The organism is bacterium (assembly GCA_030697645.1).
Classification (GTDB): domain Bacteria; phylum Patescibacteriota; class Minisyncoccia; order Phycocordibacterales; family VMGT01; genus JAUYPI01.
Window position 1 is genome coordinate 18,612 of record JAUYPI010000020.1, and the last position, 20,350, is coordinate 38,961.

Annotated in this window: 17 protein-coding genes; 14 read left to right on the forward strand and 3 right to left on the reverse strand. The window is 55.9% G+C overall.

Features of this window, described 5'->3' with window-relative positions:
- The first annotated feature begins 60 nt into the window (after window positions 1-60).
- Entirely contained in the window at window positions 61-1,338 is a 1,278-nt protein-coding gene (creD, locus tag Q8R39_04860; GenBank protein MDP3735720.1) for a cell envelope integrity protein CreD, read from the forward strand.
- Between the two features lie 57 nt (window positions 1,339-1,395).
- Here the strand turns inward: creD and Q8R39_04865 are convergent, their stop codons facing one another.
- Complete coding sequence (locus Q8R39_04865; GenBank protein MDP3735721.1) at window positions 1,396-1,713, reverse strand: hypothetical protein; 318 nt, start codon at window positions 1,711-1,713, stop codon at window positions 1,396-1,398.
- Window positions 1,714-1,904: 191 nt separating this feature from the next.
- On the opposite strand from Q8R39_04865, the gene Q8R39_04870 reads away from it, so the two are divergent.
- From Q8R39_04870 to Q8R39_04895, 6 genes are all read left to right on the forward strand, one after another.
- The gene (locus tag Q8R39_04870) at window positions 1,905-2,270 is read left to right on the forward strand and encodes a VOC family protein (protein MDP3735722.1); all 366 of its coding nucleotides are present in this window, start codon (window positions 1,905-1,907) and stop codon (window positions 2,268-2,270) included.
- An 851-nt stretch (window positions 2,271-3,121) separates the two neighbouring features.
- Window positions 3,122-4,492, forward strand: a complete 1,371-nt coding sequence (locus tag Q8R39_04875; GenBank protein MDP3735723.1) for a class I SAM-dependent methyltransferase — start codon at window positions 3,122-3,124, stop codon at window positions 4,490-4,492.
- 96 nt (window positions 4,493-4,588) lie between these two features.
- The gene (locus Q8R39_04880) at window positions 4,589-6,055 is read left to right on the forward strand and encodes a hypothetical protein (protein ID MDP3735724.1); all 1,467 of its coding nucleotides are present in this window, start codon (window positions 4,589-4,591) and stop codon (window positions 6,053-6,055) included.
- Window positions 6,056-6,276: 221 nt separating this feature from the next.
- Window positions 6,277-8,481 carry a glycosyltransferase gene (locus tag Q8R39_04885; GenBank protein MDP3735725.1) on the forward strand — a complete coding sequence of 735 codons (2,205 nt, stop codon included), beginning with the start codon at window positions 6,277-6,279 and terminating at the stop codon, window positions 8,479-8,481.
- Window positions 8,482-8,635: 154 nt separating this feature from the next.
- Complete coding sequence (locus Q8R39_04890; protein MDP3735726.1) at window positions 8,636-11,287, forward strand: glycosyl hydrolase family 8; 2,652 nt, start codon at window positions 8,636-8,638, stop codon at window positions 11,285-11,287.
- 365 nt (window positions 11,288-11,652) lie between these two features.
- Window positions 11,653-12,663: a rod shape-determining protein gene (locus Q8R39_04895; protein ID MDP3735727.1), complete on the forward strand. Its 1,011-nt coding sequence runs from the start codon at window positions 11,653-11,655 to the stop codon at window positions 12,661-12,663.
- A gap of 92 nt (window positions 12,664-12,755) precedes the next feature.
- On the opposite strand, the gene Q8R39_04900 is transcribed toward Q8R39_04895, so the two are convergent.
- The gene (locus tag Q8R39_04900) at window positions 12,756-13,346 is read right to left on the reverse strand and encodes a hypothetical protein (protein ID MDP3735728.1); all 591 of its coding nucleotides are present in this window, start codon (window positions 13,344-13,346) and stop codon (window positions 12,756-12,758) included.
- 182 nt (window positions 13,347-13,528) lie between these two features.
- Here Q8R39_04900 and Q8R39_04905 point away from each other — a divergent pair, with 182 nt between their 5' ends.
- The 7 genes from Q8R39_04905 to Q8R39_04935 all read left to right on the forward strand — a co-directional run bounded on the left by Q8R39_04905 (window position 13,529) and on the right by Q8R39_04935 (window position 20,105).
- Entirely contained in the window at window positions 13,529-14,521 is a 993-nt protein-coding gene (locus Q8R39_04905) for an SIS domain-containing protein (GenBank protein ID MDP3735729.1), read from the forward strand.
- Window positions 14,522-14,659: 138 nt separating this feature from the next.
- Window positions 14,660-15,370, forward strand: a complete 711-nt coding sequence (nth, locus tag Q8R39_04910) for an endonuclease III (protein ID MDP3735730.1) — start codon at window positions 14,660-14,662, stop codon at window positions 15,368-15,370.
- Between the two features lie 59 nt (window positions 15,371-15,429).
- Window positions 15,430-15,843 carry a response regulator gene (locus tag Q8R39_04915; GenBank protein MDP3735731.1) on the forward strand — a complete coding sequence of 138 codons (414 nt, stop codon included), beginning with the start codon at window positions 15,430-15,432 and terminating at the stop codon, window positions 15,841-15,843.
- Window positions 15,844-15,850: 7 nt separating this feature from the next.
- Window positions 15,851-17,314, forward strand: a complete 1,464-nt coding sequence (gatB, locus tag Q8R39_04920; GenBank protein ID MDP3735732.1) for an Asp-tRNA(Asn)/Glu-tRNA(Gln) amidotransferase subunit GatB — start codon at window positions 15,851-15,853, stop codon at window positions 17,312-17,314.
- 153 nt (window positions 17,315-17,467) lie between these two features.
- Window positions 17,468-18,301 carry a hypothetical protein gene (locus Q8R39_04925; GenBank protein ID MDP3735733.1) on the forward strand — a complete coding sequence of 278 codons (834 nt, stop codon included), beginning with the start codon at window positions 17,468-17,470 and terminating at the stop codon, window positions 18,299-18,301.
- Between the two features lie 231 nt (window positions 18,302-18,532).
- Window positions 18,533-19,378, forward strand: a complete 846-nt coding sequence (locus tag Q8R39_04930) for a hypothetical protein (GenBank protein MDP3735734.1) — start codon at window positions 18,533-18,535, stop codon at window positions 19,376-19,378.
- Between the two features lie 175 nt (window positions 19,379-19,553).
- The gene (locus Q8R39_04935) at window positions 19,554-20,105 is read left to right on the forward strand and encodes a hypothetical protein (GenBank protein ID MDP3735735.1); all 552 of its coding nucleotides are present in this window, start codon (window positions 19,554-19,556) and stop codon (window positions 20,103-20,105) included.
- Here Q8R39_04935 and Q8R39_04940 read toward each other — a convergent pair.
- The coding region (locus tag Q8R39_04940; GenBank protein ID MDP3735736.1) for a hypothetical protein at window positions 20,098-20,350 on the reverse strand (253 nt) is incomplete at its 5' end. The genes Q8R39_04935 and Q8R39_04940 overlap by 8 nt on opposite strands.

Genomic DNA, 20,350 nt, shown 5'->3' on the forward strand with positions numbered 1-20,350 from the left:
TCTTTTATCCGGCGATGGGTTGTCTTAGGTATGATGCTGAAGCACGCGGGAATCGCACACATGAAAAGGGATAGAAACGCGCAAAAACTTTTTGTGATCGCCATCATCGGGGCGGCGTGTTGGGGAGCGAGCCTGCTCGTGTTGCGCACGGTAGCGGGGCGGGAGCAGCGATTTGACGAGGCAAAAAACGACATCGCAGGGACATGGGGGAATCGGCAAGTGGTGTTCGGCCCGCTGCTTGTGGTCGAGACGGGCGGGTCGGAGGCGGACGGTTCGCGACAAACATTTTATATACTCCCCGCGACCCTGTACTACGAGACAGAGCTTGAACCGGAGAAACGCTCGAGGGGTATTTTTTCTACGCCGGTATATACGGGTCGGGTTAAGATATCAGGCACATTTTCTGCGGCAGACATGCCGCAGGTAGTGGCGGCTGCCGACGGAAAAACCGCGCGCATTGCTGTGGCAGTGACAGACACCCGCGGCATCGAGAAGCAGCTTGATTTCAAGTGGCAGGAAAAAACAATTCCATTTGAACCCGGGTCAGACATCGCCGCGCTCGGCAGGTCCGGGCTGCATGGGAGCGTGCCGGTTGACACGCTGCGCTCGGATGTTTCTTTCTCCTTCATGTTCGATGTGAAAGGGAGCGAAGGAATATCCTTTGCCCCGATCGGACGAGAGACTCTGATCAGCGCGTTGTCAGTATGGAAGTCGCCGAAGTTTTTCGGGTCTTTTCTGCCTGCGGAGCACTCCCTGTCCGCGTCTGGTTTTGCGGCCCAGTGGCGCATATCGTCATTCGGCCGCTCATATCCGCAGGCCTGGGAGAATCACGAGGTTGATTTTGAGGACATCGTCCGTTCCGCCGCAGGAGTTGATCTCTTTGAGCACGCGGATCTCTACACCAAATTATTCAGGAGCATTAAGTACGCAGTTCTTTTTATCGCAGTAACATTTTTGGCCTTTTTTCTTTTTGAAACATTGGCAGGCGTGCGGATTCACCCTCTGCAGTACGCGCTTGTCGGCGCTGCGCTCTCCCTTTTCTACCTTCTGTTACTCTCGCTCGCGGAACACGTCGGATTTTTCGTGGCCTATGTGATTGCGACACTTATGACGGCAAGTCTTATTTCCCTCTACAGCGCACGCGTGCTCATTAAAAAACATCGGGCGGTTCTGATTTTCGCCGCACTCGTTGCTCTCTATGGCTACTTGTATTTTGTTCTTCTCCTCGAAGAGTACGCGCTGCTTTTCGGCTCACTCCTCCTTTTCGTCTTGCTCGCTTCTCTGATGTATCTGACGCGCAATGTCAATTGGTTTGAGGCCGGGGTTACAGATCCATGAGTACATAAATCCCCCTGCCGCGAGAACAAGCTGCGGCAGGGGGGGGGGTCTAACCTCCTAGGTGTTGTCCGTTACGTAATACATCGTAGCGATGTAGCGTTCCGCATCAAGCCAATCAGTGAGCGCGTCGGCATCTTTGCGCCCTTGATACAATTGCTCGGCCCGGAGGCGAATGGGTACGGCAGCTGAATCACGATAAAAGATTGATGCAATAGGGCCCCCCGTGCATTCGATGCGAGCACGGTCCCAATCATTCATCCGGCGAGCCACTTCTTCCGCTTGCCACAGTTCATAGGCATACTGTCTGACCATTGCGTGGAATCTTTTTCGTGATATTGGGTTTTTTGATCCTACCGAACGAAGTTGTGTTGCCATGGCTTCCTCCCATGTATTTCAAATTGCCTACTCAAAAATTTTGGACCTGCGTATAGAGTGCCATATGTTTGACTAAAGAGCAAGCTAATAAGTCTGATATCATCGTGATATAATTTATGTATACTATGATAAGCACAAGTTTCGATGGGTGAGGTCGTTATCATGTTATTAGATAAATTCGTGAAAAAGCTATGCTCAATTTAAATTCGATCATGGTGGGGACGATGCAGCCGAAGGCGCTCGCGGAGTTTTATGTGGGCGTGTTCGGCAAACCCGCCGATATGAGCGAGGGGGAGTGGTCCGGCTGGATGGTGGGGAGTGCTTTTTTCTCGGTAGGGCAGCATTCCGACGCGAAAGGTTCTGCAAAGGAACCGGCGCGGATCATGTTTAACCTCGAGACTGCCGACGTGAAGCTCGAATTTGAGCGGATCAAGGCACGAGGAGCCACCGTCATCAAGGAGCCGTATGAGGCCGAGGGTCACGAGGGGATGTGGATCGCGACATTCGCCGATCCTGACGGCAACTATTTTCAACTCATGAGCCCGTGGAAGGAGTAAATTGTCGTGTCGACGTTTTCAATGAACGTGGAGCGAACGGAGAGTGCGTGGAGCAATGGTGCACGAACAGAAGCGAGAGCTTCTGTTTTATTCGTCGGCATTTTTATGTTTCCAAACAGTAGCTAGCGCACCACATTTTTTTCGATGCGTCAGTTCCGCGCGCATCGAGCCCTCCTTGGAGTATCGGGAAAAGAGCACGACTGGAGAGTCTGGCAAGACGACGCCTCGCTCAAGACGCCCCAAAACGGGCTTCCCTGAAAATTAGCAAAATAAAAACACCGGCCAACTCGGGCCAGTGTTTTTATTGACGCCAGCAGACTGTTCGCGACGACACTGCCAGTGTTTTGAAACAGAAAAAACCTCCCGATGTATAAAATTGTGTCGGGAGATTCAAGGTGCGGAGTGGATACCGCGCTTGTTGTCCGCTTTGCGGACAGGAACAAACTTTCGTTTGTTTTTGAAGAACAAAGTTCCGTACTTAAAAAGTACAAAACTTTTTTCATCTATAGTAATCTTATTATTTATAGCTTCCCTCCGTCAAACGTTATTGCTGTGGATAATTAATTGATAAACAAATTTGAAAAGCTGTCAAGTATGAAAGATCATTCAGGCGAGCAGAAGCCCGACGGCTCACTTAGTGCTCCAGAGCAGGCAGGGTGTGATTTCGAGAAAAGCAAATCATCGTAATTGCACTCCAACACGCCGTGGAGGCAAGGAAAACGGACGCTGCGACCTTTGTTAGAGCGTCCGTTTTGGTTTTTTTGACAATTGTCTCGTCGCAGTAGTATACTGTTCGTACTAAATAAACGTGCTGTCTGGCAGGGGAAACCGAAGGCGCGTATCTGAACGATATGGCTTCTTCCCTGCGAGATTCGTTGTCCTATACAACGCGCGCGTCATGTCGCGTATGCGGCGCGGCGGCATTCCTCGATGTGCTCTCACTCGGGGAGTTGTTTGTTTCTAATTTTATTGACGCAGGCCTCTCGGGTACGCGCGCGCCGCTTGAGCTCGTACTCTGTGCGAGAGAGCGGGGCGGCTGCGGACTCGTGCAACTTCGGCACAGCGTGGATCAGGATGCGCTCTACCGCGCGTATTGGTACCGCTCCGGCACAAATGTGAGCATGCGTAGCGAGCTTGCCGCGATTGCTCGGAGGGCAGAAGAGATCGCGGTGCCCCAGCGCGGTGATATCGTGCTCGACATCGGCGCCAACGACGGCACACTCCTTCGGAGTTACCGAGCGCGCGGCGTCATCCGCGCGGGCTTTGAGCCCGCGCGGAATTTGCGCGTGGATGCCGAGGTCGGCGGCGCGAGCATCATCAGCGATTTTTTTAACACACGATCATTTTTTGCGCGTTTCCCGGCGCGGCGCGCAAAAGTCGTAACCGCGATCGCGATGTTCTATGACCTTGAGGATCCGAACGCCTTTGTTGCCGATCTTGCCTCGGTTCTCGCGCCGGATGGACTCGCGATTATTCAGATGAGCTACTTGCCGCTCATGCTCTCACAGAATGCATTCGATAACATTTGTCATGAGCACCTTGAGTATTATGCGCTCGGGTCGCTCGAATTCCTTCTCGCACGGCATGGTCTCGAGATATTTGACGTTGAACTTAACGAGGTCAATGGCGGCAGTTTTCGCACCTATGTGCGTCATCGTGGAGCGCGGGCTCCTTACACGACGGACGGGCACGAGCGCGTTGCGGCGCTCCGGATTGATGAGGTTCTGCTCGCTCTCGAGACGCCCGCACCGTATCTCGCCTTTGCTTCGCGCGTGGAGCGTGTCAGGGCTGAGCTCGTCAGCTTCCTCGCGCGCGAGGTTGCGGCAGGAAAGCAAATTTATGTCTATGGCGCTTCAACGAAGGGGAATACGTTACTTCAGTATTTCGACCTCGACACACGCCTCATTAGAGGAGCGGCCGAGCGCAACCAACTGAAATGGGGCTTACGCACCGTCGGGACGGACATCCCTATAATTTCCGAGGTTGAAGCGCGCTCCGAGAATCCTGACTACTTTCTCGCTCTGCCGTGGCATTTCATGCCCGAGTTTCTTGAGCGCGAACGTACATTCCTCGAACGTGGGGGGAAGTTTATTGTGCCTCTCCCGGAGTTCCGCGTGGTCGGGCTTGACGAAATTCGAAATACGAATATCGAAATCCGAAACAATATCGAAATCAAAATGTTCCAATGTCCGAAACACGAGCGTCGTGTTTTGAGCGTTTGAATTTTGGTCATTCGGATTTGTTTCGAATTTCGTGCTTCGATATTCGGATTTCAAGAAGACGGGGGACATCAATGTCTCGGATTTGTTATCCAATGTATGGAAACAGGGCGGCGCAGAATCAATTACGGCGGCATGTTTGCCGGGCTGCTCTGCGTTGCGCTCGGTATATTTTTGGGCGCGGCGACCATGCGGGTTCTCATGGCGTACATGCTCGTCGGCGGCGACGATTATCCTCCTCAGGTAGTTCGCGGACTACATCGAGAGGTGAGCCAAGTGAGACTGAATAATCCAGCACGTACCCCCGAACCTCGCCTCATCGCTCGGGAGGGCGGGGCACGAGGCATTTCCTACGGCCTCGCTGCGCTTTCTGGTCGCGCCCTCGCGTCTACGAGCGGCGTATTTTCGGAGACAGAAGTATATGCTCGCGACTCCGTGGCGAAAATGCCGGACGAGCGTATCCCTCCGGGACCGTTTCGCACGGGAGCCACAGCGCCGATTTTCGACGACGGTCTTACACCAGGTTGGGATGACTGGTCTTGGAGTGTAGAGCGCGAGCATGTCGCAGGGAGTGATGCGCCAGCCGGGGAGCGCTTACTCGAGGCGCGGTTTCTCGCGCCGTGGGCCGGACTTTATTTTCACACCGCTGGTTTTGCACCGTACGTTAATGACGTGCTCGCGCTCTCGATTAGGACGGATGACGAGACCCCCCCAATTCTTTCAGTCGAGTTTTTCGAGCAGCCGGGCCAAGGACTCGGCGCGGTTGCTCTCGCGAGCTATGTAGCTGGGGGCGTACTCTCGCGCGGGGTTTGGGAAGAGGCGCGGATCCCCCTCGCTGATCTCCGCGCCGCGTGGGGGACGACGACTGGTTTTGCCATTGTCAGCGACTCGCGAGCGAGCGTGATGCTCGACCAGATTTACATTACTCCTGGGATCGGCTCGACGCGCTTCCTCCCCATGCCTCCGTCGCCGGTGCAGCCCGTTTTACTCGCGGACGTTTTCGGTGCGCCATCGCTCTACCGTGCGGCGCCTGCCTGGAGTGACTGGAAGAGCGCGTACGGCGAGCACCGCTTTGAGGACGGAGTGCTTCGCATTGAGACAAAACAACCGGAAACTGCGACGCTGATCGAGCTTGTGGGGAGCGGGCACTGGCGCGATTACGAGACAGCGATGCGTCTCAATTGGCATCGTGGGGCCTCTACGATTGAAACGATTGTGCGATTTGCCGATGAGCGCAACTATCTCGCGTGCGCGTGGAATCTGCACAGCACACACCTTCATGCGGAAATCAGGAACATTCATGACGGCGAGATGAGCCAGGTTTCGAGCTGGAGCGGCGCTCTGCCTCTGCCGTATTTTGAGTCGTGGCGCGATATTGAGATCGGCGTGCGCGTTGTCGGAGATAGCATCGCATGTCTCCATAATGGCGAGGCGGTACTCAGCGGCACCATTCTCGCAGACGCCCCTCTGCCCGAGCGCGGCGGCATTGCGCTCAAAACGTGGGAGCCGGAGGCGGGGTACACGATACTTGCTATTGAAGACGTCGAAGTGTTTGAGGCGCGGTAATTTTTTCGGCGTTGGGCATAATGGTTGGTTAAGCAAATTTTCAATTTTCAATAAATTTTCAATGACTCAATGACGGACGACGTCGTGTTTGAAAATTGATTCATTGCAAAATTGATTGAAAATTGATAATTGAAAATTGATAATTGATAATTGAAAATTCCGACACGATATGCGAGCTTTGACGTTTAATATCGATGCACTGTCTTGAGTCTTGAGTATTTATGAACTCCCCCCTTCTCACCATCGTCACCCCCACCTTTAACGAGGAAGTCAATGTACTTCCGTTCCTCGCCGCGCTGCGGAGAGCGATTGATGGCGCGTGCGACTACGAAGTGCTGTTCGTTGACGATAGCACTGATTCGACCCCAGAGATCGTGCTTTCCGAGGGGAAACGCGATCCGCGCGTGCGGCTGCTGCACCGGCCGCGGGAGTTGCGAGACGGTCTCGCCGGCGCGTATAGAGACGGTTTTCATGAAGCGCGCGGCACCTATATCTGCTGTCTTGATGCAGACTTGCAACACCCACCGGAGAAAATTTCCGAGTTACTCGCTCGTGCGAGGACGCAAGATGCTGACGTCGTTGTTGCGAGTCGATATATCGTGGGAGGCAGCGGTACCGCAGGTCTTGACAATATGTACCGTAAGGCGGTCTCGGTCGGCTCGAAGTATCTCGCGCAGTTTCTATTCAAACCGCTCCGGCTCTCGAGTGATCCGGGGGGCGGATTTTACCTCTTTCGCCGCGAGATCATCGACGGCGTCGTGCTCCGGCCGCTCGGGTATAAGATGCTGATGGAGATCATGGTGCGCTGCGCTGTCTCGCGCGTCGTTGATGTACCATACACGCTCCGCGCTCGCGAGCGCGGCACAAGCAAGGCGACACTTAAGCAAGGAGTCGCGTTTTTGCATCACTGCGCGTGGCTCTATACGACGACGCCGGGCATCGGCTGGCTTCGGCTCCGCGCGTTTTTCATTAGACCTCATTTTTCTCGTCTTGCCGAGAAAGCAGACATTTCGCTACGAAATGGATTTCGAAAGAAGTCTACTGCCGCACTATTCTCAGCGTTCGTGCTATTCGCGCCGTTCTCTCTCGGGTTTGCGCTCGGCGGATCAATTTTTGCGGGCATTGCCGTCGTGTTTGCTTTTTGGATGTCGCTTCAAGGACTTTTCCACGCGTACCTCCTGCTTGATGCGTGGCAGGATCCGGAGCGAGCACGAGGACGAGGGTCCCCGCGCTTGTTCCTCGCGCCTCGGCTCTCGTTTACCGCGCTTATTCCTGCGCGGTATGAGTCGGCGGTGATCGGTGAGACCATTCGGACTGTTGCCGCAATGGACTATCCTTCTGATCTTACCGAGGCGCTCGTCATTTGCCGCAGGGACGACAGTGAGACTATCCGCGCGGCGCGCGAGGCGATTCAGGCACTCGGCGCGAGTGCGCGCGTGCGCCTCGTCGTTTTCGACGGCTACCCGATTAATAAACCGCACGCGCTTAATATTGGACTCCGTGAGGCAGAGGGTGAGGTCGTCGTGATTTTTGATGCCGAGGATGAGCCGCATCGCGATCTCTATAGAATAGCAAACACGGTTATTGAGCGGGATCGCGCCGACGTCCTCCAGTCGGGCGTTCAGCTTATGAATCATACGTCGCGCTGGTACGCAACATTTTGCGTGCTCGAGTACTTTTTTTGGTTTAAGTCGGCGCTCCACGTCTTTGCGCGCAGCGGTTTCGTGCCGCTCGGCGGCAACACGGTCTTCTTTCGTCGCAGCGTCCTTCAGGAGGTGGGCGGTTGGGACGCGACGTGTCTCACGGAAGATGCGGATATCGGCGTGCGTCTCAGCGTGCGCGGTGCGCGCATCAGCGTCATTTATGATGAGGAGCACGTGACGCGCGAGGAAGCGCCGCCGACGCTCGGGAGCTTCATTCGCCAACGCACGCGCTGGAACCTCGGCTTCCTCCAGATCGTGCGCAAAGGTGATTGGCGGGGCTTGAGGACGCTTCGGCAGAAAGCGCTCGCGATGTATGTCCTTCTATGGGCCATGGCGCAGGCGGTCATGTTTTTCTATGCGCCGTTTGCGATGTGGACGTTTGCTGCGGCGAAAGCGCCTGTTTGGATCGCCCTTGCGACGAACGTGCCGTTTGCAATCACGCTGTTGCACCTCGCGCTCTATGTCGTAGGGCTTCGTGAATTTACTCGTCGCTTTGAGCTCTTGCATCCTTGGTGGCTCACGGCGCGCCTCGTACTGTGCTTTTATGCTTTTCAGGTCGTACTTGGTATGGCCGCGTTTCGTGCTGTGTATCGTTTCGCGCGCGGGGAACTTTCGTGGGAGAAGACGCCGCATACGAATGCGCATCGAGCACCTCTCGCGCCTCAACCTGCACCGGCACCGCTTGAGCCCGTGCCGTACCGAGGGGCGGTGGAGTATGCGTAACGAAATTTTCAATTTTCAATTCTCAATTTTCAGTAAATTTTCAATGAATTAATTTTCAAACCACGGACGTTGCTCGTGCGTTTGAAAATTGAAAAATTGCGTCATTGATTGAAAATTGATCATTGAAAATTGAAAATTATTATTGAATCCTCTCATGTATAAGCGTGCAACAATTTTACTTCTTGCCATTCTTGCGATCGCCGCCATGGCGCACGGCGTGAACATGTTCCACTTCCCGTATTATGAGAACGACGAGGGGACATACCTCTCGCGCGCGTGGTCCCTGCTTCGCGACGGGTCACTCTCACCCTACACGTATTGGTATGACCATGCGCCGGGTGGCACATTCCTGCTCGCCTTTTGGGCAATAATATCCGGAGGATTTTTTACGTTCGGCCAAACCGCGATTGACTCTGGACGCGTATTCATGCTCGTGCTTCACGTCGGAAGCGTCGGTCTGCTTTTTTACATCACGCGGCGGCTTGCGGGGACTCTCCGTGCTGCGACGATCGCTGCGTTTCTTTTTGCGCTCTCGCCGCTCGCGCTCTACTACGCGAGGCGCGTGCTCCTCGACAACATGATGACGTTTCTTGCGCTCGGCTCCGTGGCACTTCTCCTTCGGGAGCGGTTGACGCTCCGCACGGTGCTCGGGAGTGCACTACTCCTCGGCCTCGCAATCCTCACAAAAGAGAACGCAATTTTTTTCATTCCACCGTTTTTGTACCTGCTTTTCACGCGCACCGATGCGGCGAACCGGCGTTTCAGTATCGCACTTTGGTTTACAGCATGGGGCAGTATCGTCGCGTCGTATTTTCTCTACGCCCTGCTCAAGGGCGAGCTCTTTGTCGGAAGCCGAGCAGGGGAGGCAGGAGCACACGTGAGCCTCATCGGCACGCTTGCGATGCATCTCGGTCGAGGCGCCGCGGCTCCCTTCTGGAGCAGTGCCAGCGACTTCGCCGGAGCGTTTCTCACGTGGGTCGAGCGCGATGCCTTCATTATTATATTTGGCGCGATGGCTACGCTCGCGGGCGTCGTATTGGCCGTGAGGCGCCCGGCGTTTCGCTCTGCCTCATTCCTCTCGCTCTCAGCGTGGGCGTTCCTGCTGCGCGGCAAGCTCGTGCTCGATTTTTACGTGCTGCCGCTTTTGCCGCTGCTCTCACTCGTGATTGCGATGTGCTCTGAGGAGCTGCTCCTCTGGCTTGGGAGGCTTTCCCAACGTACTCGCCGCATCAGGGCGGGAGCCGCCGTCATTTTTTTTCTCGGCACAGTTGTGGGCATAGCCGTTCTTTTTCCGCATCCATTGTCTATATTTGCGCCATATACGCGCAACGAGACAAGAAACCAGCGCGAGGCGGTTGCGTATATAAAGGAGCACCTTCTCGCTCGGTCTTTCATTGCGATAGATCAATATGCCTATCTTGATCTCCATGATACACGCTCATCCTCCGGTGAGCGGGTGTTTCCAAACGCGCATTGGTTTTGGCAGATTGAAACGGATCCTGCGGTGCGCGTCGGCGTGTTTGGCAACGATCCGCGAGCGCTCGAGTATGTCGCGCTCTCCCATGAGATGGTGCGGCAAATGCAGGGCGGCGGGCAGGTGTTTCTCCGTGAGGCGCTCGCGCACGCCGATCTCATTAAAGACTGGACGGCGAGCACGACAAGCTACCTTGACCTTGAGGATGACGTCAGCACGAACGGCGACTGGGCGCAGCTCTACGAAGTGCACGACGAACGGCGGATCGAACTCGAGAGAGCATGGACGTACTACAAAGATGCGTTCATTAAAAATTACGGGCAAGTTGTGGATCCGTGGAATGGCATCACGACATCCGAGGGTCAGGCATACGCGCTCTTGCGCGCGGTCTGGATGGATGACCGCCCGATGTTCGACGGTCTCTTCGCGTGGACGCGCGACCACCTTGAGTTCCGTGGCGTAGACCATCTGTTTTCCTGGCGTTGGGGGAGAGGGGAAAACGGTGTTGAGCGCGTGCTTGATTCTGAAGCCGCGTCCGACGCGGATCAAGATATCGCGCTTGCGCTTCTTCTCGCGCATCGGAGGTGGGGTGAGGATGCGTACCGCACTGCGGCAGAGGAGATAATCCGGGATATCTGGCGGAGGGAGGTAGTGCGGGTCGCTGGCAGATACTATCTTACGGCAGGTCCGGGTGCAGCGCGGCCGGATGGGTACCTTCTTAACCCCTCCTACTTATCACCCGCCGCATACCGACTTTTTGCAGAAGCCGACCCAGAGCACGACTGGCTCGCGCTTGCGAAGGATTCCTACGCGCTTCTTGAGCGTCTCGGGAGCGAGTCTGCCCGAGGCAATCTGACGGGGCTCCCGCCGAACTGGACGCTTCTCGACGGAGAGACGGGAGCACTCCTCTCTGCCGCGCACTACATCAGCACACACGCAGATGCGTACGGATACGATGCATTTCGTGCGCTCTGGCGGGTGGCGCTCGATGCGCTCTGGTTTAAAGAACCGCGCGCGGAGCGTTACCTTCGATCGGTCGCGCCGTTTTTTGAGCGCGAGTGGCAAGAGCACGACACTTTTGCAAGCGTGTATCGTCGCACGGATGGAGTACGGCTTCTCGTGCACGGCGACCTCGCTCCTGTCGCAGGCGCCATCAGCGCACTCTTCCGAACGAACCCGGACCTCGCGCACGAGATCGAACGGCGCATTTTTGACGCTACGTTCAACGCCGAAGGTTTTTGGGGTGAGCGCACGAGCTATTACGATCAAAACTGGGCGTGGCTTGCTACTGCTCTCCTCTCGGGTGAGACGCGAGACGAGTGGGGGAAATAAATAGACCTCTTGCATAACCCGTTTCGTGGCGAAATTTTTGATTTTTGAGCGAGACGAGGAAAGCGAGCAAAATGACTCGACGGCGTACTTGTTGTACGGCGAGAGTCATTTTGCGAAGATTGACGAAGTCGCAGCCAAAAATTAAAAATTGCAGCAGGAGCGGGTTATGCAAGAGGTCTAATGTCTCACAAACGTAGCAAGTACAAACATAGCATCCAAAATTTACAATAATTCAACGATCGTGAATTATTGTAAATTTCATACAGCGCCACTTCGGGTAGGTCGTAGGGGCGAATGTGTGGGCGTGGCACTTACAACGCATTCGTTTACATTTTATGCAGAGTGCGCTGTAATGATGCTACGGCATGGCTTTCTTTTCAAAAAAACTCGGTATTGATCTCGGGACCGCGAACACACTGGTATACATCCCCGGGCGCGGCGTGGTGCTGAATGAGCCGTCGGTCGTCGCGGTCTCCGTGGGGGAGAATCGGGTGCTCGCGGTTGGGCTCGAGGCAAAGGAGATGGTCGGGCGCACGCCGGACAGCATTGTCGCGTACCGCCCCATGAAGGACGGCGTGATTGCGGACTATCGCGTTACCGAGGCGATGCTCCGCTACTATATAGACAAGTCGCTCGGCAGGTTTAATCTCTTCCGACCGGAGGTGATCGTCTCAGTCCCCGCCGGGGTGACTTCGACCGAGCGGCGGGCGGTGATTGAGGCCGCTCTCAAGGCCGGCGCGCGGCGGGCGTTTGTCGTGAAGGAGCCGATCCTTGCTGCGATTGGCGCCGGGATCCCGATCCACGAGGCGCGCGGACACATGGTGGTGGATATCGGCGGCGGCACGACCGACGTCGCGGTGATCTCGCTTGGCGGCATCGTTGCCTCGACCTCGGTGAAGTGCGCGGGCAATCGTCTTGATGCTGCGATCGTGGACTATGTGAAAAAACAATTTAATCTCGCGATCGGCGAGAAGACCGCCGAGGACATCAAGATCGGCGTCGGCTCGGCGGTCTCGGTCGAGGAGGAGCTCGTGCAGACGATCAAGGGGCGCGATTATCTCTCCGGCCTGCCGCGCTCCGCCGAGGTGCGCACGAACGAGGTGGTTAAAGCGCTCGTCCGCGAGCTCCACCAGATGATCAAGGCGATTAAAGATGTGCTCCACGAGACGCCGCCGGAACTTGCCGCGGACATCATTGACCAGGGGATCATCATGTCCGGCGGCTCCTCGCTCCTGCGGAACATGCCCGAGCTCGTCTTCCGCCGCACGGGTGTCAGCGCTCGGCTTGCCGAAGACCCCCTCTACTGTGTTGCTAAAGGCACCGGTATCGCTCTTGAGCACTTGGAGGTGTATAAAAAGAGCATCATCGCAAAGTAGAGACTCGTGGCACTGTCTTTAAGAGTTGGCTTGCATAAAAAATGGAACGGGCAGCCGTAGGCTGCCCGTGTGCATCTCGGATCGTGGAGGCGCTATGCGTTGAGTGTGCTTTTAAGCACCTCCTCAAATTGTTGTTTTCGAGTCGAATTTTCTTCGTTTTCTGCTTCGAGTCTAAGAGCGCGTTTGAGTACAATCGGCACTTTTGACTCTCCCCAACACTCGGCTATCTGGCCTGCGGCCATGAACGCCTGAAAGCGCCAATTCCGAAGTTCCCGCCTGTCGAGCAGATACTTTTTGACGTACTGCACGACCGGGGATACATTCGCTTGTACTGCAAGCACGGAGCGTACGTTCTCTTCGAACGTATGGCCATTTTCCGTGTTGCTGAAGTACGCAGTCGTGTACGCCGTCGAGTGGAGTAGCGTTTTTGCGCCGTGAACTGAAAGCTTCTGCTCTCGTCCAAGTTCCCGCAGCGTCTGTACGGCGAGATAGTGGTAGTGAAACGCGCGCGTGTTCTCGAGTATTTGCCGGCATGCTTCCTCCGCGTTCACTTTTTTGCCCTCAAGGTCGCCAATGAGCTGGCGGACGTCAGCGAGCGCGATCTGCTGCATGTCCCACTCGTATGGCTCACCGTACTTTTGTCGCGCGAGACACGCAAAAATATTCTCTTCCCTCCTTTTCATCGATTTCCTTTCTTCTACAGGTTTTTCATTGTGCAGCGCATAGCATTGCGCGTGGAACGAATCCTACGATATAGTACACACACCGGACGTTTTTTGCAACCGCCCCCTTTCTTTGCTCCGCGCGATTGTTTCTTGACGTGTTCTGCATTAGTCTGCGTCCAGTCTGCGCAATTCTGCGAAAAATGGAAGAATCAATTCGCCAATTTCATACACAATTTTGTTTTGAGCCAGTAATAGAAAATGGTGACGGCTTGCTGCGGACGGAGAAATTTATCCTCTGCGGCATGGGCGGCTCGGCGCTTGCGGCTGGACTTTTGCGGGTGCATAATCCGCGGGTTGATCTCTTGGTGCATCGGGACTACGGCCTGCCTCGAGTGCCCGAGTATTTTCTCCGCGAGAGTTTAATCGTCGCAAGCTCCTACTCGGGCAACACCGAGGAGACGATCGACGCTTTCGAGTGCGCGCGGAAAGCAGGGCTTCATGTCGCTGCAGTCACGACCAGCGGAAAGCTCCTTGAGCTCGCGCGTGAGCACGGGGCGCCGCACATCGTACTGCCAAGCACAGGGATCCAGCCGCGCATGGCCGTGGGCTTGATGATAAAAGCGCTGGCGAAGCTCGCCGGAGACGAATCGGCCCTCACGAGCCTCACCGCGCTTGCGGAGACTTTTCACCCAAGCGCCTTTGAAAGTGAAGGCCAGGCACTCGCCGAGGCGCTCGTCGGCAAAGTGCCGGTGGTCTACGCTTCGACCGTGAACCTGCCGCTCGCCTATACGTGGAAGATTACATTTAACGAAACGGGGAAGATCCCCGCGTTCTGCCATGTCTTTCCCGAGCTCAATCATAATGAAATGACCGGATTCGATACGCCGGAGAGCGGTGGGCCCCGTTTTGAGGACATCCGTGAGGGCCTGAACGCGCCGTTCGCTTTCATTTTTCTCAAGGACCCGGCAGATGAGCCGCGAATCGTAAAGCGCATGGCAGTGCTTGAGCAGCTCTATCGCGTGCGAGGTCTTCCGGTGCAGACGATAGCGCTTGCCAGCGGAGGCGGGTTTGAGAAAATTTTCTCCTCGCTCATTCTCGCCAGCTGGGCGGCTCTCTATACGGCCGCGAATTACGGTCTTGAGAGCACGGGGGTGCCGATGGTTGAGGAGTTCAAAAAGCGCATAGCATTGTGAATATCGAAGCACGAAATCGCGTAACATTTGACATGTGACCTTTGACATTTGACGACGACAAACGCTCTCGTTAGTGGTCAACGGTCAAATGTTACAGGTCAAATGTCGTAGACTTTTGTTTCGGATTTGAGAACGATCATGCACGCACGAAGAAAAAAGCAGGCAACGAGTGGTACCAACGCGGCGACGGCGGTGTTTGCGGAACGAAAGCGTCGCGCCCGCGCGATAGCGCGGGCGCTCAAGGAATTACTTCCTAACGCCAGAATCGCGCTCAATTACAGTAATCACTGGGAGCTCGCGGTCGCGGTGGTGCTTTCGGCCCAGTGTACGGACAAAAAAGTAAACGAGGTCACGGCACGGCTTTTCAAAAAGTATCGAACACTTGAAGACTACATTCGAGGGGATCCGCGCGAGTTCGAGCAAGACATCCGCGAGACCGGCTTCTTCCGCGCTAAAGCGAAGAACATCCTTGCCGCGGCGCGGATACTGAAGGAGCGTTTCGGCGGCATGGTACCATGCAGTATGGAGGAGCTTCTCTTACTCCCCGGCGTCGCGCGGAAAACCGCGAACGTGATTCTCGGCAATGCCTGTGGTATCGTTGTAGGAGTCGCGGTCGATACGCACGTGAAGCGTTTCGCGCAGAAGTTTAATCTCTCGGACTCCCGCGACCCGCAGAGGATCGAGCGAGATTTGATGGAGCTTCTGCCTCAGTGTGAGTGGTTTACCATAACCTACCGTCTGATTGATTACGGCCGTCACTTCTGTCCGGCGCGAAAGCACGAGTGCGGCGAGCACCCGCTCACCAAACTCTACCCGAGAGCGGCAGGAATCTGGCCCAGGGCGCGATAGGTCGCATCTTTCCACAGGAGGTACGTGGCGTATACGTTGCGGGTGCGGTATAGTGGAGAATGAGCGGCAAGCGTTTTGCGTTTTTTATGCAGGAAGACAAGAAGCATATTTTACTAGTCGAAGACGATGAGATGCTGTCAAAAGCGCTCGGTGATGCCCTGGTGGGGGCAGGGTTTGCGGTTGCTATCGGGAGTGACGGTGAGATGGGTCTTGCCCTCGCCAAAAAGTCGCCACCGGATCTTATGATTCTCGATCTCACGCTCCCGAAGCTTGACGGCACAGAACTTTTGCGTCGGGCGCGCCTAGAGAGCGCACTTGTCGATACGCCAACGATTATCCTGACGAACCGTGATGATGTGGAGTCGCTTTCTAAGACGCTTGAGAGCGGGCCGGTTGATTTTCTCATTAAGCACGAGCAGCGGCTCGAGCAGATTCTCGCGCTTGTAAAAAAGCGTCTCAACGTTAGTGCGTGAGGGAAATATGGAGACCGCGTACGAGCCTACCATAGGCCTTGAGGTTCACGCGGAGCTCGCGACCACGACGAAGCTTTTTTGTTCGTCGCGGAACGACCCTGATGAACGTGAGGCGAACCGAAATATATGCCCCGTGTGTCTTGCACACCCGGGGACTCTTCCGGTGCTGAATGGCGCGGCGGTGCGGCATGTGCTGCGCGTGGGCGCTGCAATCGGCGGCACACTCGCGACATTCTCCGAGTTCGACCGCAAAAACTATTTTTATCCCGATCTTCCTAAGGGCTATCAGATCAGCCAGTACGCGCACCCCCTTGTCCTCGGCGGCATGCTCGCCGGGGTCCTCGTCACACGGGTGCACCTTGAAGAAGACACTGCACGCTCGCAGCACAGTGAGAGCGGCGATGCGAGCGCTCTTGATTTCAACCGCGCCGGGGTACCACTTATGGAGCTTGTCACCGAGCCAGTAATCCACTCGCCGGATGTGGCAGCACGATTTGCCCGTGAGCTCCAGCTCCTGCTCCGCTCCCTCGGCGCGAGCGGCGCAAACATGGAGAAAGGGGAGATGCGGCTTGAGGCGAACATTAGTGTACGAAGAAAGTTGAAAGTAGAAAGTGGAGAGTGGGGAGAGAATGATGCACCGCTGGGGACCAAGGTTGAAGTTAAGAATCTCAATTCGGTGCGCGCGCTGCGGCGCGCGATTGACTACGAGATCGAGCGACAGGCGGTAGTGCTCGAGCGGGGCGAGAAGGTTCGACAGGAGACGCGCGGGTGGGATGAGGCGGGTAGCAAAACTTTTTCGCAGCGTCTCAAGGAGGATTCGCACGACTATCGTTACTTTCCTGATCCTGACGTACCAAAGCTCCGGCTCGATGAGCTGCCGGAATTTTCGCCCGAGAGCATCCGCGCGTCGCTTCCGGAGCTTCCAGAGGCGTGCCGCGCACGCTACCGCGCGCTCGGGCTTAGCGAGGAGGACGCCGCGTACTATGTGGGAGACAGAAAGGCGGGCGAGTTTTTTGACGCGTTGGGGACACTCGCGGGCGGCGATTCGGCGCTTCTTGTGCGGGCGTCGAATTATATAGTTTCAGACGTCGCCGGTATCCGTGAGGAGGTAGGGGACAGCGTTTTTGACCGACTGACGCCGGAGTCGTTTTTGGAGCTCATGCGTATGGCCGGTCGCAACGAACTCTCCTCGCGCGGTGCAAAAGAGGTGTTAAAAATAATGACGCGGGAGGGAGGCGAGCCGCGGCGTATCGGAGAGAGCGCGGGACTCATGCAGGAGAGCGGCACGGACGCCCTAGCCGCGCTTGCCCGCTCGCTCCTCGCCGAGCACCCGGATACGGCGCGCGACGTTAAGAGCGGAAAAGCTGCCGCGCTCCAATTTTTGGTCGGCCAGGGGATGAAGAAGAGCCGCGGCGCCGCGAACCCAGAGCTCCTGCGCGCGGCGCTCGAACAAGCAATTGCGGTGAAGTAAATCGCCGCATCGCACCAAAAAAAACCTCACAAAATGGCGTCGTAGTTCGTAGTCCGTAGTCCGTCGTCATACCGCAGAGCTTGCTCGGCGGTTCGTGATTTTCTATCCACACTCCTCTGCCAGCGCAGGCGTACTATCTGGTAGAATGAAACAATGTTGAGGAACGTACCCGTGCGCCTGATCTTTTTTTCACCTGTCGTTTTTATTGCGGCCGGGAGCGCGCTTTTTCTGACGAGCCATTTCGCGCATGGTGAGGAGCCGCCGCTTACCGCCATCGTCGCGACGAGAGCTCTCCAGGATAGCGAGGCCGTGCCGGGAGACCTCGTGGTATTTGACGCGGTGCTCGGGGCGTTCCGGCGGGCACTCGCCGGGGATAGCGGCGAGTTCGGGGTTGTGGCAGCGGACGCGCATCTTCTGTTGCGCACGAGCGCAACAGCGACGCCGATCGTGCAGCACGGCACCACGCTTCTCAACGTCTCAACGCTTCGAGGTCCGATCGCGGTTGGCGACGCGCTCACGCTCTCACCGATTCCGGGCAAGACTATGCGCGTCGCGGTTGACGATACGGCGGCAGTGCGGTTTGCAATAGCGCGCGAGCCGTTTGCCCCGACACTCCCGAATGCAGCCGGAGGAGAAGGGCCATCCGTTGCCGTCGGTACCATCATTGTTGCGCTCTCGGATCAGGGCGTAGGAGCGGGCTCTGCGGCGGAGGTAGGGGCGGGCGGCGACCCGGAGTCGTTTTTTTCCGTCGAGCCGCTCCGCTTCGCCACGCTCGTGCGCTTCATCACCGCCGCTCTCGTGACCGCCGCGACGGTGCTTTTTGCCTATCGGATGTACGAGAAAAATTTGCTTGCCGGTATAACCTCGATCGGCCGTAATCCGCTTGCCAAGACTTCGATTCAGGTGATGATGGGGGCCAATATCGCCCTCGTCACGTTCGTCGCCGCGGCGGGGCTCGCGGTGAGCATACTGATTATTGTGCTGTAGAAGTTTAAAACGCAAAGCGCAGCGCGTAAAACAGCAGCGCAAAATTCCAAGCTCCAAACGTAAGCTCCAATTTCCAACCAACAAGCTCCAAACAAATTCCAATGATTCAAATTCCAATTTCCAAACACGCACGTTTGAGATTTGGAGTTTGAGATTTGTTTGGAGACGGGTTTTTTGGAATTTGTAAATTCGTTTTTCGCTTTTCATTTTTCGCTTTGAGTTTTGAGTTATATGTCCACGATCTTGAATGCCCAAAGTGTTTTTGCCGTCGTTGCCGCGCTTCTCATTGGAGCGCTTGCGCTTGCCTTACGCATCGCAGCGCGCCGGAGCGCGCGCGCGGCATCCCTCGAGCGCGACGCCGCCGAGGACTACCGCGCTCGTATGGAGCACGCGGAGAGCCGCTCGAATCGCATCATCCATCGTGCCCTGCGCCAGGCGCGACGTCTCTTCGTGAGCGCTGAGCTCGCGAGCATCAAGGAGCACGCGCGGGAGAGCGTTCGGCACCAGAAACTCCACGCGCTCTCGCGTGAGGAGGTTGGAAAACTCACGGAGCGCGTGACGGCGGAGTTCAGCGCGGATGTTGCGGTGGCACGGAAGTCGTACGAGCAGACGCTCTCAGGCGTTAGGGGGGAACTTGAGAAGATTCTAGAGACCAGCCGTGCATCGCTTACCGATGCGGTGCGCGCGCACGAGCAGTTTCTCGAGGGGTTTCGCCGAGACCTTACCGCTCTGCGGGAGGGGGCCAAGGGGGTCGGAGATCAAATACTTGAGAAGTACGCCGTACGTGCCGAGGAGGAACTCCGCGATCTTGGACGGAGCGCCGCGGCGCTCATCCGGGAGCGCGTCGACGAGGAGATCCGTGAGATCCGTTCCGCTCTCGCGGGATATACCGAGGCGCGGCAGCGGCTCGTTGACGAGCACATCGTTGAGCTCGTCGAACGCACGGCGGCCATCGCGCTCACCGAGTCGCTCTCGCTCGCTGAGCACTCGCGGCTTGTCTATCGTGCGCTCGAGGAGGCGAGGAGGGAAGGGTTCTTCGAAAGTAAAAAAAATAATAATAAAGCAACAACCCTATAAAAACAGTGCCCGTATTGAATGCCGAGATTCTAATTTTCAATTTACAATTTTCAATTTTCAAAAAATTTCCAATGCTTCAATGGTCCAATGACGGACGACGTCGTGTTTGAAAATTGAGTAATTGAAAATTGATTGAAAATTGTAAAATTGAAAATTGTAAATTTTACACAAAAATATGAGCGAGACGCCCCGGGACTTCACCGCCATTATTATTTCCACGACTTATACCGTGAGCGACGTGCACGAGCGGATCGCGCTGATGCGGCGTTTTCTTGAAGAGGCTTTTTTCGCAGGCGGCGCGACGCCGACGCGCGAGCGGCTTGAGGAATTTTTGGACGTGGCTGATGCTGAGGCGGAGACGCGAAGCGCCCTTCGTTCCTGGCTTGACGCATGGGCAGGCGCGCTATCCCGCGAGTCACTCTATAGTACGCTGCGTGCGGTCGAGAGCGATGTTTCGGCTCTACCCGTGCTCGGTATCATAACGCCCGTGCGCCTGCCGGATGAAGAGACGGTGCGCCTCGGAGCATGGGTGCGGGAGTATGTAGACGCGCGCGCCCTGATCGATTTCCATACTGATCCGGCGGCAGTCGGCGGCTGCCGTTTGATCTGGGGCGGTCGTGAACGAGAGTTTTCGTTTGGATATTTTGTGGAGAAGCATCGGGATGAGATTGTGGAGGAAATCGGCGCCGTATTTGCGAAAGCGCAAAAGGCAAACGTGTTTAAATAACCACTAGACCTCTTGTAAGAGGTCTAATAAATGACGCGTTTGCCACGTTTTTTTGTCTGACATCCGATGTCCCCCGTCGTGCGAAAGCTCCAAGCTCCAAAAAACAAGCTCCAATCCAAATAAATTCCAAGCTCCAACCAACAAGCTCCAAACAAATTTCAAATTCCAATGCATCAAATCTCAAACACGCACGTCGTGTTTGGAAATTGAAATTTGAATCATTGGAATTTGTTTGGAAATTGTTG

Bases quoted from the DNA above. Each gene is read 5' to 3' on its own strand.
- creD (MDP3735720.1), top strand. From the start codon at position 61: ATGAAAAGGGATAGAAACGCGCAAAAACTTTTTGTGATCGCCATCATC.
- Q8R39_04875 (MDP3735723.1), top strand. From the start codon at position 3,122: ATGGCTTCTTCCCTGCGAGATTCGTTGTCCTATACAACGCGCGCGTCA.
- Q8R39_04895 (MDP3735727.1), top strand. From the start codon at position 11,653: ATGGCTTTCTTTTCAAAAAAACTCGGTATTGATCTCGGGACCGCGAAC.
- Q8R39_04915 (MDP3735731.1), top strand. From the start codon at position 15,430: ATGAGCGGCAAGCGTTTTGCGTTTTTTATGCAGGAAGACAAGAAGCAT.
- Q8R39_04865 (MDP3735721.1), bottom strand. From the start codon at position 1,713: ATGGCAACACAACTTCGTTCGGTAGGATCAAAAAACCCAATATCACGA.
- Q8R39_04880 (MDP3735724.1), top strand. From the start codon at position 4,589: ATGGAAACAGGGCGGCGCAGAATCAATTACGGCGGCATGTTTGCCGGG.
- Q8R39_04870 (MDP3735722.1), top strand. From the start codon at position 1,905: ATGCTCAATTTAAATTCGATCATGGTGGGGACGATGCAGCCGAAGGCG.
- Q8R39_04930 (MDP3735734.1), top strand. From the start codon at position 18,533: ATGTCCACGATCTTGAATGCCCAAAGTGTTTTTGCCGTCGTTGCCGCG.
- nth (MDP3735730.1), top strand. From the start codon at position 14,660: ATGCACGCACGAAGAAAAAAGCAGGCAACGAGTGGTACCAACGCGGCG.
- Q8R39_04935 (MDP3735735.1), top strand. From the start codon at position 19,554: ATGAGCGAGACGCCCCGGGACTTCACCGCCATTATTATTTCCACGACT.
- Q8R39_04885 (MDP3735725.1), top strand. From the start codon at position 6,277: ATGAACTCCCCCCTTCTCACCATCGTCACCCCCACCTTTAACGAGGAA.
- Q8R39_04890 (MDP3735726.1), top strand. From the start codon at position 8,636: ATGTATAAGCGTGCAACAATTTTACTTCTTGCCATTCTTGCGATCGCC.
- gatB (MDP3735732.1), top strand. From the start codon at position 15,851: ATGGAGACCGCGTACGAGCCTACCATAGGCCTTGAGGTTCACGCGGAG.
- Q8R39_04900 (MDP3735728.1), bottom strand. From the start codon at position 13,346: ATGAAAAGGAGGGAAGAGAATATTTTTGCGTGTCTCGCGCGACAAAAG.
- Q8R39_04905 (MDP3735729.1), top strand. From the start codon at position 13,529: ATGGAAGAATCAATTCGCCAATTTCATACACAATTTTGTTTTGAGCCA.
- Q8R39_04925 (MDP3735733.1), top strand. From the start codon at position 17,468: ATGTTGAGGAACGTACCCGTGCGCCTGATCTTTTTTTCACCTGTCGTT.